General features: G+C 65.1%; 13 protein-coding genes. All 13 read right to left on the bottom strand.

Annotation, left to right across the window (positions count from 1 at the left end; genetic code table 11):
- Positions 1–37: 37 nt before the first annotated feature.
- Positions 38–970, bottom strand: a complete 933-nt coding sequence (gene trbG / locus QW868_RS12930) for a P-type conjugative transfer protein TrbG (RefSeq protein WP_315754271.1) — start codon at positions 968–970, stop codon at positions 38–40.
- Positions 971–1,002: 32 nt separating this feature from the next.
- On the bottom strand, positions 1,003–1,686 hold the full coding sequence (trbF, locus tag QW868_RS12935; RefSeq protein WP_316171866.1) for a conjugal transfer protein TrbF: 684 nt from the start codon (positions 1,684–1,686) through the stop codon (positions 1,003–1,005).
- Between the two features lies 1 nt (position 1,687).
- On the bottom strand, positions 1,688–2,899 hold the full coding sequence (gene trbL, locus QW868_RS12940; protein WP_316171867.1) for a P-type conjugative transfer protein TrbL: 1,212 nt from the start codon (positions 2,897–2,899) through the stop codon (positions 1,688–1,690).
- A 76-nt stretch (positions 2,900–2,975) separates the two neighbouring features.
- Positions 2,976–3,704, bottom strand: coding sequence for a P-type conjugative transfer protein TrbJ (gene trbJ / locus QW868_RS12945; protein WP_316171868.1), 729 nt, complete (start codon positions 3,702–3,704; stop codon positions 2,976–2,978).
- Positions 3,701–6,142: a conjugal transfer protein TrbE gene (trbE, locus tag QW868_RS12950; RefSeq protein WP_316171869.1), complete on the bottom strand. Its 2,442-nt coding sequence runs from the start codon at positions 6,140–6,142 to the stop codon at positions 3,701–3,703. Before trbE ends, trbJ begins: the two co-directional genes overlap by 4 nt.
- Before the next feature lie 7 nt (positions 6,143–6,149).
- Positions 6,150–6,413 (bottom strand): VirB3 family type IV secretion system protein, encoded by a 264-nt coding sequence (locus tag QW868_RS12955; RefSeq protein WP_315773483.1) that lies wholly within the window; start codon positions 6,411–6,413, stop codon positions 6,150–6,152.
- The gene (locus QW868_RS12960) at positions 6,413–6,739 is read right to left on the bottom strand and encodes a TrbC/VirB2 family protein (protein ID WP_316166672.1); all 327 of its coding nucleotides are present in this window, start codon (positions 6,737–6,739) and stop codon (positions 6,413–6,415) included. Before QW868_RS12960 ends, QW868_RS12955 begins: the two co-directional genes overlap by 1 nt.
- Positions 6,736–7,701: a P-type conjugative transfer ATPase TrbB gene (gene trbB / locus QW868_RS12965; protein ID WP_316171870.1), complete on the bottom strand. Its 966-nt coding sequence runs from the start codon at positions 7,699–7,701 to the stop codon at positions 6,736–6,738. The genes QW868_RS12960 and trbB overlap by 4 nt, the downstream gene beginning before the upstream one ends.
- Positions 7,702–7,982: 281 nt before the next feature.
- Entirely contained in the window at positions 7,983–9,356 is a 1,374-nt protein-coding gene (locus QW868_RS12970) for an MFS transporter (protein ID WP_316171871.1), read from the bottom strand.
- A gap of 34 nt (positions 9,357–9,390) precedes the next feature.
- Positions 9,391–9,930, bottom strand: coding sequence for a hypothetical protein (locus QW868_RS12975; protein ID WP_316171872.1), 540 nt, complete (start codon positions 9,928–9,930; stop codon positions 9,391–9,393).
- A gap of 158 nt (positions 9,931–10,088) precedes the next feature.
- A complete protein-coding gene (locus QW868_RS12980; protein WP_316171873.1) occupies positions 10,089–10,517 on the bottom strand; it encodes a CopG family transcriptional regulator in 429 nt (142 codons plus the stop codon).
- A gap of 10 nt (positions 10,518–10,527) precedes the next feature.
- Positions 10,528–12,522 carry a conjugal transfer protein TraG gene (locus QW868_RS12985; RefSeq protein WP_316171879.1) on the bottom strand — a complete coding sequence of 665 codons (1,995 nt, stop codon included), beginning with the start codon at positions 12,520–12,522 and terminating at the stop codon, positions 10,528–10,530.
- Positions 12,523–12,539: 17 nt separating this feature from the next.
- The gene (locus QW868_RS12990) at positions 12,540–14,300 is read right to left on the bottom strand and encodes a relaxase/mobilization nuclease domain-containing protein (protein ID WP_316171874.1); all 1,761 of its coding nucleotides are present in this window, start codon (positions 14,298–14,300) and stop codon (positions 12,540–12,542) included.
- Positions 14,301–14,458: the final 158 nt, after the last annotated feature.

Genomic DNA, 14,458 nt, shown 5'->3' on the forward strand with positions numbered 1-14,458 from the left:
GGAGCCTGAGACGCAGAAGCCTCATCCTCCTCGTTTTTCACCCTGAGGCTCCGTCGGTTCTGACGATCCTGACCTTGCGCTGCTCCTCGCCGCCGAGGCGCAACTCGGCCGCGGCAAACAGCCGATCGACGATCATGATGTTGCGGAAGGCACGGTAGTTGACGATCTCGGGCGCACCATCGCTCCCGATGACGAACAAGGGCGGCAATTCACCCTGCACAATGCCAGGGGCAAACTCGATATAGACCTTGCGACCGTCGTCATAGGCGTTGACCGGCCTCCATGGCGGATCATCCCCCTCGATGCGATAGCGGAAGCGTCGCAGCGCCGGATTGGGCAGCTCCGGCCTCAAGACGAGCTGGCGCGCTCTCGTCTCGGCATTCTGGGGATAGTACCAGGCCACGGCGGGCATATACGGCTTGTCACGAGCGCGCAGCTCGAGCAGATAGGTCCGCCGGTCGGTGTTGACGATGAGATTGGTTTCGATCGCGGCACGCGTCGGCTTGACCAGGATGTGGACGCGGCGGCGTTCGCCCGCACCGCTCTCGGTATCGCCGACGACCCAGCGCACGGTGTCGCCGGCGGACACGGGCCCCGACCCTGTGAGCTGTTCACCTTCCTCGAGCATGATGTCGGTGATCTGCCCGGGCGCCGCATAGACCTGATAGAGCGCGCCGGGACTGTAGGCATAGATCTGCGTCGCGTTGAAGTAGCCCTTCTTGCGCGGTTCGACCCGCGCCGCGCTATTGGCCATCTCGACGCGGTCGAGCGGCTCCGCTTCTTCCTGGGCTCCCGCCTTGCCACCAAGGGACACTTTCCAGGGCGGCGGAAGATGAAGCGGCTGAACCTTTCCATCCAGCGCAGCTGGCGGCGCCGGCAATGGTGGTGCTTCGCTGTCATAGCTGATCTTGGGCAGATTGGTCGTTGTGCAGCTGCAGAGCAGAACCAGAACGGCGGCCCCCGCCATCATTGGCCCTCCAGCCCTCCGGACCATTGGCTTGCTCATTGCGACAGCTCCTTCGACCAGTTGATGGCTTGGACGTAGACGCCGAGCGGGTTCTTGCGCAGGCGGTCAGCATCGTCCGGCATGGCGAACACGAGGGTGAGGATCGCGCTCCAGCGTTCGGTCGCAACCGAGGCGCCGTTCTCGTAGCGACGCTCGACCCAGGCGATCCGGAAGCTGTCCGGCGAGGCGCGGATCACACTGGAGACCTCGACCGAGACCTGGATCTTCCCGAGCTTGCTAAAAGGATCATTGGAGCGGGCATAGTCATTCAGGGCAGCCGCGCCGCGATCGGTCGTGAAGTCGTAGGCGCGCAGCCAATTCTGGCGCAGCACGATGCCATCGGCCGGCAGACATCTCACGTCCTCAATGAACCGGGCAAGATGGAAGGCGACCTGCGGATCGGTCGGCACGTAGTCAGCCACCGCAGGCGCTACCCGCTGGACCTCGCCGAGATGGCCAACCTCGACCACCCAGGGCGTCACCGTACCGCGGGCCGACTGCCAGATCAGGGCGGACGCGAAGCCTGCGGCGAGGGTGAGGCAGCCGAATGCCATCAGCCGCCAGTTCTTCGCCTGCACGCGCGCAGAGCCGATGCGCTCATCCCAGACCTGTGCTGCCTTCTGATAGGGCGTCACCGGCTCGGGCGTACGGCCGTAATGAACAGATGAGCGCTTGAACATGTCAGGATTTCCCCTCGGAGAGATCGACCGCGCTTCCCTGCCCGCCGCGCTCGGCATGGCGAACGGCTTGTGCCGTTGTAGATGCGCCCTGATGGACGGCGCGCGCTGCCTTCATGCGCCGCGCCCACATCGGAGAGCCCGAGCCATCGGCCTGACCCGGCTGATCCGAGCCGCCAGCCTGGACATTCGCCCTTTGGCGAAGGGGACTCGCGTTCGCTCCTGCTGCCTCGGCGGCAGCGCCGCTGACGCGCCCGCCGCCGGACGCCGCCGCGCCAAGCGGCGCGACGGCACGGCTTGCACCAGAGATCGCGCCGCCTGCGAGCCCCGCTGCGCCAGCGGCCATGCCGGCGCCGGCCACGACGAGACCACCCGCTGCAAGCGACGTCCCGACCGCGCTCCCTGCTCCAAGCTGCGGTCCACCACTGACAAGACCATTGGCGATCCCGGGCCCGAACAATCCAAGGCCGAGCAGCGCCAGGGACGCCAGGACCAGGGCCATGGCACTCTCGACGGTCGGAGGATCGCCGCTCGTCACCTGGGTCAACTGACCGAACAGGGTCGAGCCGGTTCCTGAGATCACGGCGAGCAGCAGAACCTTCACACCGGAGGAGATGACATTGCCGAGCACACGTTCGGCTGCGAAGGCGGTCTTGCCGAACAGACCAAACGGGATGAGCACGAATCCAGCAAGCGTCGTGAGCTTGAACTCGATCAGGGTGACAAAGAGCTGGATGGCCAGAATGAAGAAGGCGAGCAGCACGACCACCCACGCAAACAACAGGACCGCAATCTGCAGGAAGTTCTCGAAGAAGCTCACATATCCAAGGAGGCCCGAGATCGCCTGGAGGAGCGGCCGCCCGGTATCGAGACCCACTTGCGCGATCCTGCCCGGGCGCAGGAAGTCCGCCGCCGACAGCGCCGAGCCCGAGGCCTTCAGGCCGAGTGCTGCGAAGCTCTCGAAGACGACCCGGGCGAGGCTGTTCCAATTGCCGATCAGGTAGGCGAACACGCCGACAAACAAGGTCTTCTTCAGCAGCCGGGCGACGACATCGTCCTCGCCGCCAAACGCCCAGAAGAGCGCAGCAAGCGTCACATCAATGGTGACGAGCGTGGTTGCGAGATATCCGACCTCACCGCCCACCAGACCAAAGCCGCTGTCGATTGTCCGGGTAAAGGTCTCCAGGAATTGATCGATGATTCCCGTTCCTGTCATCGGGCAATCTCAATCATGAGCTGCCGGTGAGCCGCAGCGGGGGATCCGCCAATTTGGTCCGGAACGCTCGTCATCATCAGTGAAACATTCGTACGCTGGAGGGCTGGTCGCCCTGACCCTGCGTCAGGAAGCGGCGGAGCTGTTCGCGTGCCTGATCCTGGGCCGCCGCGCGCTCCGCCATGGTGAGGCTCTGCGCCCGTCCCTGGGCGGCCACAACCGCCGTCAGATCCGCGAGCTGTTGCGCCTGCATCGCCAGGATCTGGTTGCCGGCTTGCCTGACAGCCAAGGCGCCGGCGGCTCCTTGGCTCGCGGCAACCAGCACGGCGGACTGGCTCTTGATGGTGTCGAGATTGCCGACCACGCCTGCCTGAAGCTTGAGCGCATCCTGCAGCGCGGCCACGGACGTCTGCCAGCGTGAGCGCGCATTGTCTGCGAGGTCAGCGGCGCTGGCGCCGGCGGCTGCCGGCGCATAGATCGTCCTGAACGCCCGCTCGATCTGCTGCACGTCGTAGGCCAGGCGCTGAGCCTGCTTGAGCAGATCCTGGGTCCGCTCGATTGATTGTTGCAGCTGCGTCAATGACGAATACGGCAGGTTGACGAGGTTGCGCGACTGATTGATCAACATCTCGGCCTGGTTCTGCAGGGCCAGAATCTGATTGTTGATCTGCTGCAGCTCACGTGCGGCGGTCAGCACGTTCTGAGCATAATTGTTGGGGTCGAAGACGACGAGCTGGGCCCGCACCGGCCCCGCCGAGGTCAGAACCAGCAGCGCCAACGACGTGGCCCATCGCTTGCCAGAGATCATTGCCGCGTCTCCAGATTGTCGAGGCGCGGGATGAGGTCGGCCGCCCAGCCAAGCTTGAGATGCCGCAACCACGCTGCCGCAAAGCCGTCCCTGCCGGCGGACTTCAGAACGTCCGAGATCGCGGCCTGATCGGCTTTGGACGACGCCGCGGCAAAGGCGAGCGCGACCTCGCCGAGGCCAAGCTCGAACATGCGGTTGCCCCGGCGCGACTGGCAGTAATAGTCGCGCTTGGGGGCCGCACGGCTAACGAGCTCGATCTGACGATCATTGAGACCGAAGCGACGATAGATGCCCATGATCTGTGGCTCGAGCGCCCGCTCGTTCGGCAGCAGGATGCGGCTCGGGCAACTCTCAATGATGGCGGGTGCGATCGGCGAGCCGTCGATGTCGGATAGCGACTGGGTCGCGAAAACGACGGAGGCGTTCTTCTTGCGCAGGGTCTTCAGCCACTCCCTGAGCTGGCCCGCGAAGTCGGCGTCGTCCAGCGCCAGCCACCCTTCATCGATGATCAGAAGTGTCGGGCGGCCGTCGAGCTGCCGGGCGATCTTGTGGAACAGATAAGCGAGGACAGCAGGAGCTGCAGCGGTCCCGATCAGCCCCTCGGTCTCAAACACCTGGACCGACCGGTCGCCCACGAGCTCATGATCGGCATCCAGCAGTCGTCCGTGAGCGCCATCGAGGCAATACGGCTTGAGGGCCCGTTTCAAGCTGTTCGACTGCAGCAACACCGACAGGCCGGTCAGGGTCCGCTCAGAAGCTGGCGCGGAAGCCAGCGAGGTCAGCGCCGACCAGAGATGCTCCTTGGCGTCCGGGGTCACCACGATCTTCTCGCGGACCAGCAGGCCGGCGATCCAATCCGCCGCCCAGGCGCGCTCCATCACATCGCCGATGCCTGCCAGCGGCTGCAGCGCGATCGAGGTCTCGCTATCGGCCGACAGCGCTCCACCGAGATCATGCCAGTCACCTTCCATGGCAAGCGCGGCGGCCCGCAGGGAGCCGCCGAAATCAAACGCAAGGATCTGCGCATTCGGATAGCGGCGGAACTGCAGCGCCATCAGCGCCAGCAGCACCGATTTGCCGGCTCCGGTCGGTCCGATCACCAGCGTGTGGCCGACATCGCCGACATGGAGCGAGAACCGGAATGGCGTCGCGCCCTCGGTGCGGCCGAACAGCAGCGCAGGCGCCCTCAGATGATGGTCACGCACCTCACCTGCCCAGACCGCCGAGAGCGGGACAAGATGGGCAAGGTTCAGCGTCGATAGCGGCGGCTGGCGCACATTGGCATAGACGTGCCCCGGAAGGCTGCCGAGCCAGGCCTCAACCGCATTCACAGTCTCCGTCATGCAGGTGAAATCGCGCCCCTGGATCACCTTCTCCACCAGGCGCAGCTTCTCGTCAGCCCTCGCCGGATCAGGATCCCACACCGTCACGGTCGCGGTGACATAGGCCTGGCTGATCTCATCGGAGCCGAGATCCTGCAGCGCCGCATCGGCGTCAGCGGTCTTGTTGTGGGCGTCGCTGTCAACGAGGCTTGCCGCCTCGTTGGTCACGACCTCCTTGAGGATCGCGGCCAGAGATTTGCGCTTGGCAAACCACTGCCGGCGGATCCGTGTCACGAGCTTCACGGCATCCTGCTTGTCGAGCATGATGGCGCGGGTCGACCAGCGGTAGGCGAAGGCAAGCCCGTTCAATTCGTCCAGCAGTCCTGGCGTCGTTGCAGAGGGAAAGCCGATGATGGTGAGCACGCGGAGATTGACCGCCCCCAGCATCGGCGCGAGGCCGCAGGTCAGCGGCTGGTCGGCGAGCAGCCCATCCAGATGCATGGGGATTTCAGGGACGCGGACCCGCTGGCGCTTGGTCGAGACGGTCGAGTGCAGATAGCTCAGCACGGCGTCGTCGCCGAGCCAGCCGCATTCCGGCATGAAGCCGCCGACGAGCTGCAGAATGCGGTCGGTGCGATCGACAAAGCTGCGCAGGATGTCGCGGCCGCGCGAGCCCTCCGGCTGCGGCGCGCCTTCATAGAGCACGCGTTCGGAACGGGCTAAGTCTTCTCGCGGCGGCAGGTACAGAAACGTCAAATAATAGCTCGACTCGTAGTGCGCCGCCTGCTCCTCGAACTGTGCCTTTCTCTCGGCATCGACCAGGGCGGACGCGGCATCCGGAAACACGCAAATTGGGTAGGCTCCGGCCGAATGCCGCTGCGCCTCGACGAAGATCGCCCAGCCCGACCCCAGGCGCCGCAGAGCGTTGTTGAGACGGAAGGCGACTGCTGTGAGCTCGGATGCGACCGAGCTCTCCAGGTCAGGCCCGCGAAAACGCGCCGTCCGTTGCAGCGAGCCGTCCTTGTTGAGGACGACGCCCTCGTCCACCAGCGCCGCCCAGGGCAGGAAGTCCGCAAGCCGGATATTGGTGCGGCGGTATTCGGCCAAATTGAACATGGGAGCCTCACTGGCTGAGATGATTGGGAATCCGCAGGTGGCGGCGCACGACCTCGACAAAGGATGGATCGCGCCGTGTCGCCCAGACCGCGACCATGTGGCAGACGAACCAGAGCAGCAGGCCGAAGAACCAGAGCCGCAAACCGAGGCCGAGCGCCGCCGACACGGTGCCGTTGACAATCGCGACCGATCGCGGCGCGCCCCCGAGCAGAATGGGCTCGGTCAGCGAGCGATGCACAGGCGCGCTGAAGCCCTTGATCTCACTATCCATCAGAACACCACGCCGCCGCCGAAGGAGAAGAACGACAGGAAGAAGCTCGAGGCGGCAAAGGCGATGGAGAGACCGAAGACGATCTGGATGAGCCGCCGAAAGCCACCGGAGGTTTCGCCAAAACCCAGTGACAGACCCGTCGTGATGATGATGATCACGGCGATGATCTTGGCGACCGGTCCCTCGACTGAAAGCAGGATCTTGTTGAGCGGCTGCTCCCAAGGCATGTTCGAGCCCGCCGCATGCACCGGCGCCACCGCCACGAGCACTGCGGCTGCAGCAATCGCAATCGTGGCGATGGACCAGCAAGACAGTCGCGCCTTCATCGCTGATCTCCCAAAGGAGCGAGGATGTAGTCTCCGCAAGGTGAGAGCCCCTCGACACGCACGAGCTCGCCGAGCCGCCGCTGCGAGCCGCGCCCGGCGAGAACGGCGATCACGTTGATCGTCTCGGCAATCAGAGCGCGTGGGACGCTCACGACGGCCTCCTGAATCAGCTGCTCCAGCCGCCGGAGGGTGCCGAGTGCGGACCCGGCATGAATGGTGCCGATGCCGCCGGGATGGCCGGTGCCCCAAGCCTTGACGAGATCGAGCGCCTCCGGCCCGCGGACCTCGCCGATCGGAATGCGATCCGGGCGCAGCCGAAGCGCGGCGCGCACCAGATCCGAAAGCGACGCCACACCATGCTTGGTTCGAAGCGTCACGAGGTTGGGCGCCGAGCATTGCAGCTCGAGCGTATCCTCGATCAGCACGATGCGATCGCCGGTCATCGCCACTTCAGCCAACAAGGCATTGACCAGCGTGGTCTTGCCGGTCGAGGTGCCGCCGGCCACCAGAATGTTGCAGCGGTTGGCAACAGCCCGCCGCAACGCGCCGGCCTGATCTGCGGTCGCAATCCCGCAAGCCACGTAGTCGTCGAGCGTGAAGACGGCGATCGCGGGCTTGCGGATGGCGAATGTCGGGGCCGCAACGAGCGGCGGCAGCAGGCCTTCGAAACGTTCGCCCGTCGTCGGCAGCTCCGCCGACACGCGCGGAGAGCCCGCATGGACCTCGAGCCCGACGTGGTGCGCGACCAGCCGGACGACGCGCTCGCCATCACCGGCAGCGAGGCTCTCACCGGTATCGGCCAAGCCAGACGCGAGCCGATCGACCCAGAGCCGGCCATCTGGATTGAGCATGATCTCCACGACGGATTGATCGTCGAGATGACGCGCGATGGCAGGCCCCAATGCCGTCCGCAGCATGCGGGTGCCACGCGTGATGCGCTGTGTCTGGACGAAGCCGGTCACTCTCATCTCCGATCATTGAAGCGCGGTCAGCATCGCTTGTGATGATCAAAGATGCAGACCTCCTGCAGCAGCAAGACCAACAGCGCTTCGGGTGTAGCCTGGCGCAGGAAAGCGTAGAGACAGGAGGGCTCTTTCGGGCGGGACAAGCAGATCACCAAGGCGGGGCAGCAGCTTTCAGAGCGCAGGTCATGGGCCCGCAGCACCGCCCCCTCACGGCCGAGAGCGACGGCGAACACTGCTATAGCGAAGGCGAAGGTCGCCGCCGGCGCCGCGGCGTCGGCTCACCATCTGGCATGGCTTGGCGGCTCGCGGGAGAGAGCCGGGCGATCGCTTGAGGTCGCGACGAGGTCGGCCATGACAAATTCGGTCCCGCTGCTCGCCTCCGATGATCGCGGTCTCTGCTCTCCTGGAGCGGCAAACCAAATCAGTGCTGCTGCCTGCAGCGCGAGGTTCACTCCGAAGGCAACCTGATAGGCGATGACAGGATAATGCCCATTGGATTGCGGCCATTGGGCCAGCAAGACACCGATCCCGTACTGGGCCAGAAACCCCCACCCGAAATGCACCACGTTCAACGCCCCGTTGGCGCGGCCAGCCAATTCCTTCGGGTAATAGTCCGAGATGATCGCAAAGCTGAGCACGGTGGCGGCGCCGACGATCGCGATGATCAGCCAGGGCGCGATCGCCGGCAATGGCAGCCGCCACACCAGCGCCAGCTGCGCCGCCATGAAGAGCACGGCGATCAAGGCCAGCAGGCGCTCTGGACCTACTCCCCTGCGACGCGTCCAGTTGGCCAGCGCACCGAGCATCCACGCACCGAGGCTGAGCATCAGGGCAGTCAGGCAAAGCGCTGTCACGACTTGGGTGCGGGTCATGCCCTCCACGTCGGCCAGCCACGCGGATGCCCATAAGCCCTGGAGCGACCACGCCGATCCGATGCAGGCTCCGGATAGCGGCGCGACCCTCCAGAACCGGACGTCGCGAAGAATGCTCCGCAAGCCACCTGCTTCCGACGCGGACGACGCCTGCGTTTCGCGCTCCGGCACCAGGCAATAGATCAGGATCGCCGCTGCAGCGGTCGCGATGGCCAGGATGTCAAACAGGCCGCGCCATCCGGTCTTCACCATGATCGCCTCGGCGGGCAGCGTCGCGCTGACAGCGCCAAGCGCCCCGAGCATGACCATGTACCCATTGACCAACGCCACCCGCTCGCGCGGAAACCACAGAACAATGGCCTTCAGGCCCGCGGTCAGAGCCGCAGCGACCCCGAGCCCGATCAGGGCGCGTGAGAGGAGCAGCGAGAGCGGCCCCGACGACCTTGCGAAGGCCTCCGCGCCAAAGGCCGCGACGACAAGAAGCGCGCTCTGAACTCGGCGCGGGCCATAGCGGTCGAGCATCATGCCGACCGGGATCTGGGCAGCCGCAAGGACCAGGAAGTAAGCCGCCGTGATCAGACCAAGGTCGGCCGCGTTCAACTCGAGCTCTGAGGCAAGACTGGCAGAGACGAGTCCATTGATGGTGCGAAACAGATAGGACAGGAAATAGCCCATGGCGAAGGGCACAAACACCAGGGCCGCGAGCCGCCAGCCTGTGATCTCTCGATGGCCTTGGTCTCCGGCTTTGGTGCCCTTTCGGCCGAAGGCATAGGCCGACAACGAACTGCCGTGATCTGCGTGCTCGCGGGATGGCTCAACGGCTCGATTGAGGCGGGAGGCGAAAGGGATCCTCGCCGCCCTCCCCGGCGGCAGGCACGCCCCAGGACACCTCGGCGATTGGAGGCTCGGCACGGCGAAGTTGAGCCGAAGATGGCTGGCTCACTTGACCGGCTCGCGCAGCGCCATCGGGTCGCCTCTCTCGCTGCCTTTCCGACAAGTCACGCTGCAGCTGTTGGATCGCGCCAATCCGCATCGCCTGGTCGAAATCACGATCACCGCCCCTTGCTGCGCCCGTGCTCTCCTGATCCGCCAGCGACGTCACCGCCAGATGGTAGCGTGCATGAAGGGCGACCGTCTCATTGAGGGCCGCGATGTCGCGCTGAATCGTTTGCAGCTGCTGTTCCAGGCCCTGCAGGCGGTCTTGCGCCGGCATCGGCCCGTCCAGCGGCTGGGCTAGAAACCGTTCGAGCGCCTTTTCCACGACGATCGTGCGGTTCACGCATCTTTCCTCGGCTGCGCCGGCAAGGCGGGCGAGAATCTCGCTGGATAGCTGCAAAGTGAGTTTTTTCTTCATCGTTCGGACCTCATCTGGTCCGTCGATTAGGTCAGCTTGCCTGGCCTGGCACGCGCAAGATTCGAACGTTCGAAGCCTAGCGGGTGGAAAGAAACTCTGGCGTAGATGCCAAGCTCAACCCGCGCGCCGGAACGGTCCCGATCGGCGCTTCCTCCGCGTCAGGAGCCGGGCTCGCTCGACGGCGGTCTGACGAAATCCTCGGGGATTTCGCGCAGGAAGCTCTGCCCCTTCTGCAGCCGGCGGCCGAGCGCCTCCACAAAGCCTTCGAACCGCTCGCGTCCCTTGATCTGCGCTGTGGCCTGCGCTTCGGACGGCAGCGGGGGTGTCACGGTGAGCCAGAAGCGAACGAACAATGCGTGCGTCTCGGCAAGGATGCCGACATCACGCTCGAGCCGCTGCATCTGCCGCGACAGCCTGTCGAGCCGGCGTGTGAGCGCCGCCTCGCGCCGATCAGCCGCATCCGGCGACAGGAACGACTGAACCGCCGCCTCGACGATGGCCGAGCGCGAAAGCTTCCTGCGATCGGCGAGCTCTACGATCTGCCGCAGCAGCTCCGGCGGGAAGTAGACATTCATTCGATCCCGCATTGGTCTGTCCTCACAAGCCCATGTCATCGCGCGGGTCGAGCGCAGCCTGACGCGCAATCCCCGTCGTGCTCGCATCGCGTGAGCTGACCAGCTGCGGCGTCCCATCATCGTCATCGAGCACGACAGAAAACTCGTCCACCGGATCTAGGCTCGTCGTTTCGCTCGCGATCGCTTCGTGCTGCGGCAGCTCCGGCTCGCGTCGCAAGCCGCCATTGGCCTGCTCGCCCCTTGTCTCGGTGGGCACCGTCAGCCGGGATCCAGTGAGCACGGGCGAGAGGGGCGCAAGCGATGACCAGTCATCCGCACTCACGGACGCTCTGGTCCTGGCGATGTCCGGCGGCGGCAGGATGCGCGAGACCAGTCTCTCATCCTCGAAATATCGCACCTTCCTGGCGCGGATCGGTGGTGCGCCGGCGACCATCACGATCTCATCAGCCGCCGGCAATTGCATCACCTCGCCCGGCGTCAGGAGCGGACGCGGCGTCTCCTGGCGCGACACCATGAGGTGACCCAACCATGGCGCCAGGCGATGCCCGGCATAATTCTTCACGGCCCGCATTTCGGTTGCGGTGCCGAGCGCGTCCGAGACACGCTTGGCGGTTCGCTCGTCGTTGGTCGCGAAGCTGACGCGGACATGGCAGTTGTCCAGAATGGCGTTGTTCTGCCCATAGGCCTTCTCGATCTGATTGAGCGATTGCGCAATCAGGAAGCTCTTGATGCCGTACCCAGCCATGAAGGCGAGAGCGGATTCGAAGAAGTCGAGCCGGCCTAACGCCGGAAACTCGTCCAGCATCATCAGGACACGATGGCGGCTCTGCTTTGCCTTGAGATCCTCGGTCAAACGCCGGCCGATCTGGTTCAGAACCAGACGAATGAGCGGCTTCGTACGTGAGATGTCGGATGGCGGCACGACGAGATACAGCGTCGCGGGCTCCTCCCCCGCAACCAGATCAGCAATGTGCCAATCACATCTCCCCGTGACAGCAGCCACCACCGGATCCCGGTAAAGACCGAGGAATGACATCGCCGTTGAAAGGACGCCCGAGCGCTCATTCTCCGATTTGTTCAGAAGCTCGCGCGCCGTCGATGCCACCACCGGGTGCGGCCCGGCCGCGCCCAGATGATGCGTCGCCATCATCGCCATCAACGTCGCCTCGATCGTGCGCCGGGGGTCGGAGAGGAACGCGGCAACGCCAGCCAAGGTCTTGTCGGGCTCGGCATAGAGAACGTGCAGGATGGCACCGACCAGAAGCGAATGGCTGGTCTTTTCCCAATGATTGCGCTTGTCGAGGGATCCCTCGGGATCCACCAGCACGTCGGCGACATTCTGGACGTCACGCACCTCGCAGGCCCCTCGCCTGACTTCGAGCAGCGGATTGTAGGCTGAGGCCTTCGGGTTGGTCGGGTCGAACAGAAATATGCGGCCGTGCCGCGCGCGGAATCCTGCCGTGAGCTGCCAGTTCTCGCCCTTGATGTCGTGAACGATCGCCGATCCCGGCCACGTCAGAAGAGACGGCACCACGAGACCGACGCCCTTGCCAGACCGCGTCGGTGCAAAACAGAGCACATGCTCCGGTCCGTCATGGCGCAGGTAGCGCGCTCCCAACCGTCCCAGGACCACGCCATCCTCGCCGAGCAGTCCCGCCTTGCGCACCTCGCCCAGCTCGGCCCAGCGCGCGGACCCATAAGTTGCTGTGGCTTTCGCCTCGCGCGACCGCCACAGTGACATGCCGACCGCAACCGCAATAGACGCGAGACTGCCACTGACCGCGATAGCCCCACCTTCGGCAAAGACGGAGGGGGCATAGGCATCATAGATGAACCACCACCAGAAGAAGGTCGGTGGGAAGTAGACTGGCCAGCCGGCCAGCATGAACCATGGCGTCCCCAATCGCGGTTGGAAGGCGAGCCGCCAGGCCGTCCATTCGGTCGCGGCCCATATCGCGAGCAGGTTGATCAGCGCGACGGCGAGTAATTGTGCCCATTGGATTCGGGTCGCAGGCATGTGGTGTCTCCCGAGTGCTAAAGACCGAGGTCGCGCTTGCGACCAAGCTGCCAGTCGATGCCAGCGGCCTTCGCAAGGCCCGTGACCTTCTGACCGAGCCGGTGATCGATGTCGCGCGACCACGGGACGAGGTAGAAACCGAGACCATTGTCGATCATGGCGAAGCGGCCGGAGGCCAGGACAAGTCGCTGGCGGTAGATGCCCGCAACCTGTTGGCCGGGGTCGACCTTCAGCTGCGGCGCGCCGTTGGTCGCCGACAGCCGCGCGCCCACGGATTCAAGCTCCTGCCTGCGTAGTGTCTTCAGAAGATCCCGTTGCGGGACGATCTGCTGGCCATGTCTCTGCGCCAGTCCCCGGTCCGCGAGACACTCTGCCCGGCTGCGCAGCGCGCTCCTCACCTCCGCGCCAAATCCGCCGAGGGCCAGGGAGACAGGTTCACGCTCGACCAGCCGATGATCGAGCCAGGTCGCTCCCTCGGCCTTGATCTGATCGGCCAGGGCCAGGTCCGAGCGCGTCGCCAGGACCAGGGTCGGCCGCGCCTCGTCCGCAGCGCCAAAGCGCCTGATCTCGACAATGCCGCCAGGCTGAGGCGCCTGCGCAAAGGCCTCGATCCCGCGGAAGCGAACGTGGTGGGCGCGGCCGTCGATGCCATCGATCACGGCATAGGCTTCGCCGGTCAGCTCGTCGTGGAGTCCACGGTCGACCAACCGCCCCATGATCGATGATGGACTGTTGATCCCGTCGATGACGTAGTCCGCAGCGCTCCGCTCCTCACCACGGCGAGCGAACGCCTGATGCATGGTCCTGATGATATCACCACGCGTGCCGAGCTCGCGGAGCTGTCGCTCTGCGCCAAGCTCGACCATCCACTCGTTGGGTCCGGCCGCCGCTGCCAGTCCCAGGCGCTCCAGATATTGCAGGCGCCCTCGCATCAGGCGGTGGACCTCGGGATCAGGACCCGCTGCCACCCGCTGACGGAGATCGATGGCCCCCACCTCATCGCAGGCCATGCGGATCTCGCGATCGAGCCGTGTCCAGCGATCCGCGGTGATCTCTCTTTCCAGTGCGTTGCGGATGTCGTGCTCAGGCTTCGGACCGAGCTCGAGCGCCACCAGCTCCTCGGCCCGGGAGCGCAGGCCCCGGCCGATATAGTCGCGGGCGATGACGAGATCTGCGCCCGTCTGATCGACACCGCGTACGAGCACATGAACGTGCGGATGGTCCGTATTCCAATGATCAACCGCGATCCACTCGAGACGCGTCGACAGATCAGCTTCCATCTGCCGCATCAGATCGCGCGTGAACGCTCTGAGGTCCACCATATCGGCTGCGTCCTCTGGCGAGACGATGAAGCGGAAATGATGCCGGTCGTCGCTGCTCCGCGCCTCGAAGGCGGCCTCGTCGGCGTGATCAGCTCGCGCATCGAACATCCTTGCCGGCTCGCCGTCGCGGGTGACCCCCTCCCGCTTGAGATAGGTCAGATGCATCGCCAGCGGCGCCGACCGAAACGCGTGGCCCTTGTGCCTTGCGATGCGGGCCTTCACCGTGACGCGGCGGCCTGAGGCAAAGAGGCGCTCGCGACTGAAGCTGAGACGGCCGCGGCCGAAGGTCGAATGGGTGCGGGCCGGCCGGCGTCCGTCGATCGCCGAGGGCAGCGTGACGTGCCCCGCGGCGTTCGCCGCGCGCAGGACGCGATTGATGAAGCTCCTGGCCTTCCTCTCACGCGCCTGACGGACGCGCCCCGGACGGATGCGGAATTCGCGGTCTCTGGTGCTCATGCGCGGCACCCCGCGGCAAGGATTGAGGCTATAGTGCCGAAAGCAGCATTGATGTTGTTGAGAAAGAGCATCAGCGCGACACGCGCTCCGACCGGACGGCACGGTTGAACGCGAGCCATGTCAACGGCTTGCTGATCAACAGGCGAGCCGCTTTTATC

Origin of the sequence: Bradyrhizobium sp. SZCCHNR1051 (assembly GCF_032489615.1) — a bacterium.
Lineage (GTDB): Bacteria > Pseudomonadota > Alphaproteobacteria > Rhizobiales > Xanthobacteraceae > Bradyrhizobium.

Excerpts from the sequence above, each read along its gene's own strand:
- trbG (WP_315754271.1), bottom strand. The coding sequence starts at position 970 with ATGATGGCGGGGGCCGCCGTTCTGGTTCTGCTCTGCAGCTGCACAACG.
- trbF (WP_316171866.1), bottom strand. The coding sequence starts at position 1,686 with ATGTTCAAGCGCTCATCTGTTCATTACGGCCGTACGCCCGAGCCGGTG.
- trbL (WP_316171867.1), bottom strand. The coding sequence starts at position 2,899 with ATGACAGGAACGGGAATCATCGATCAATTCCTGGAGACCTTTACCCGG.
- trbJ (WP_316171868.1), bottom strand. The coding sequence starts at position 3,704 with ATGATCTCTGGCAAGCGATGGGCCACGTCGTTGGCGCTGCTGGTTCTG.
- trbE (WP_316171869.1), bottom strand. The coding sequence starts at position 6,142 with ATGTTCAATTTGGCCGAATACCGCCGCACCAATATCCGGCTTGCGGAC.
- QW868_RS12955 (WP_315773483.1), bottom strand. The coding sequence starts at position 6,413 with ATGGATAGTGAGATCAAGGGCTTCAGCGCGCCTGTGCATCGCTCGCTG.
- QW868_RS12960 (WP_316166672.1), bottom strand. The coding sequence starts at position 6,739 with ATGAAGGCGCGACTGTCTTGCTGGTCCATCGCCACGATTGCGATTGCT.
- QW868_RS12975 (WP_316171872.1), bottom strand. The coding sequence starts at position 9,930 with ATGAAGAAAAAACTCACTTTGCAGCTATCCAGCGAGATTCTCGCCCGC.
- QW868_RS12980 (WP_316171873.1), bottom strand. The coding sequence starts at position 10,517 with ATGCGGGATCGAATGAATGTCTACTTCCCGCCGGAGCTGCTGCGGCAG.
- QW868_RS12985 (WP_316171879.1), bottom strand. The coding sequence starts at position 12,522 with ATGCCTGCGACCCGAATCCAATGGGCACAATTACTCGCCGTCGCGCTG.
- QW868_RS12990 (WP_316171874.1), bottom strand. The coding sequence starts at position 14,300 with ATGAGCACCAGAGACCGCGAATTCCGCATCCGTCCGGGGCGCGTCCGT.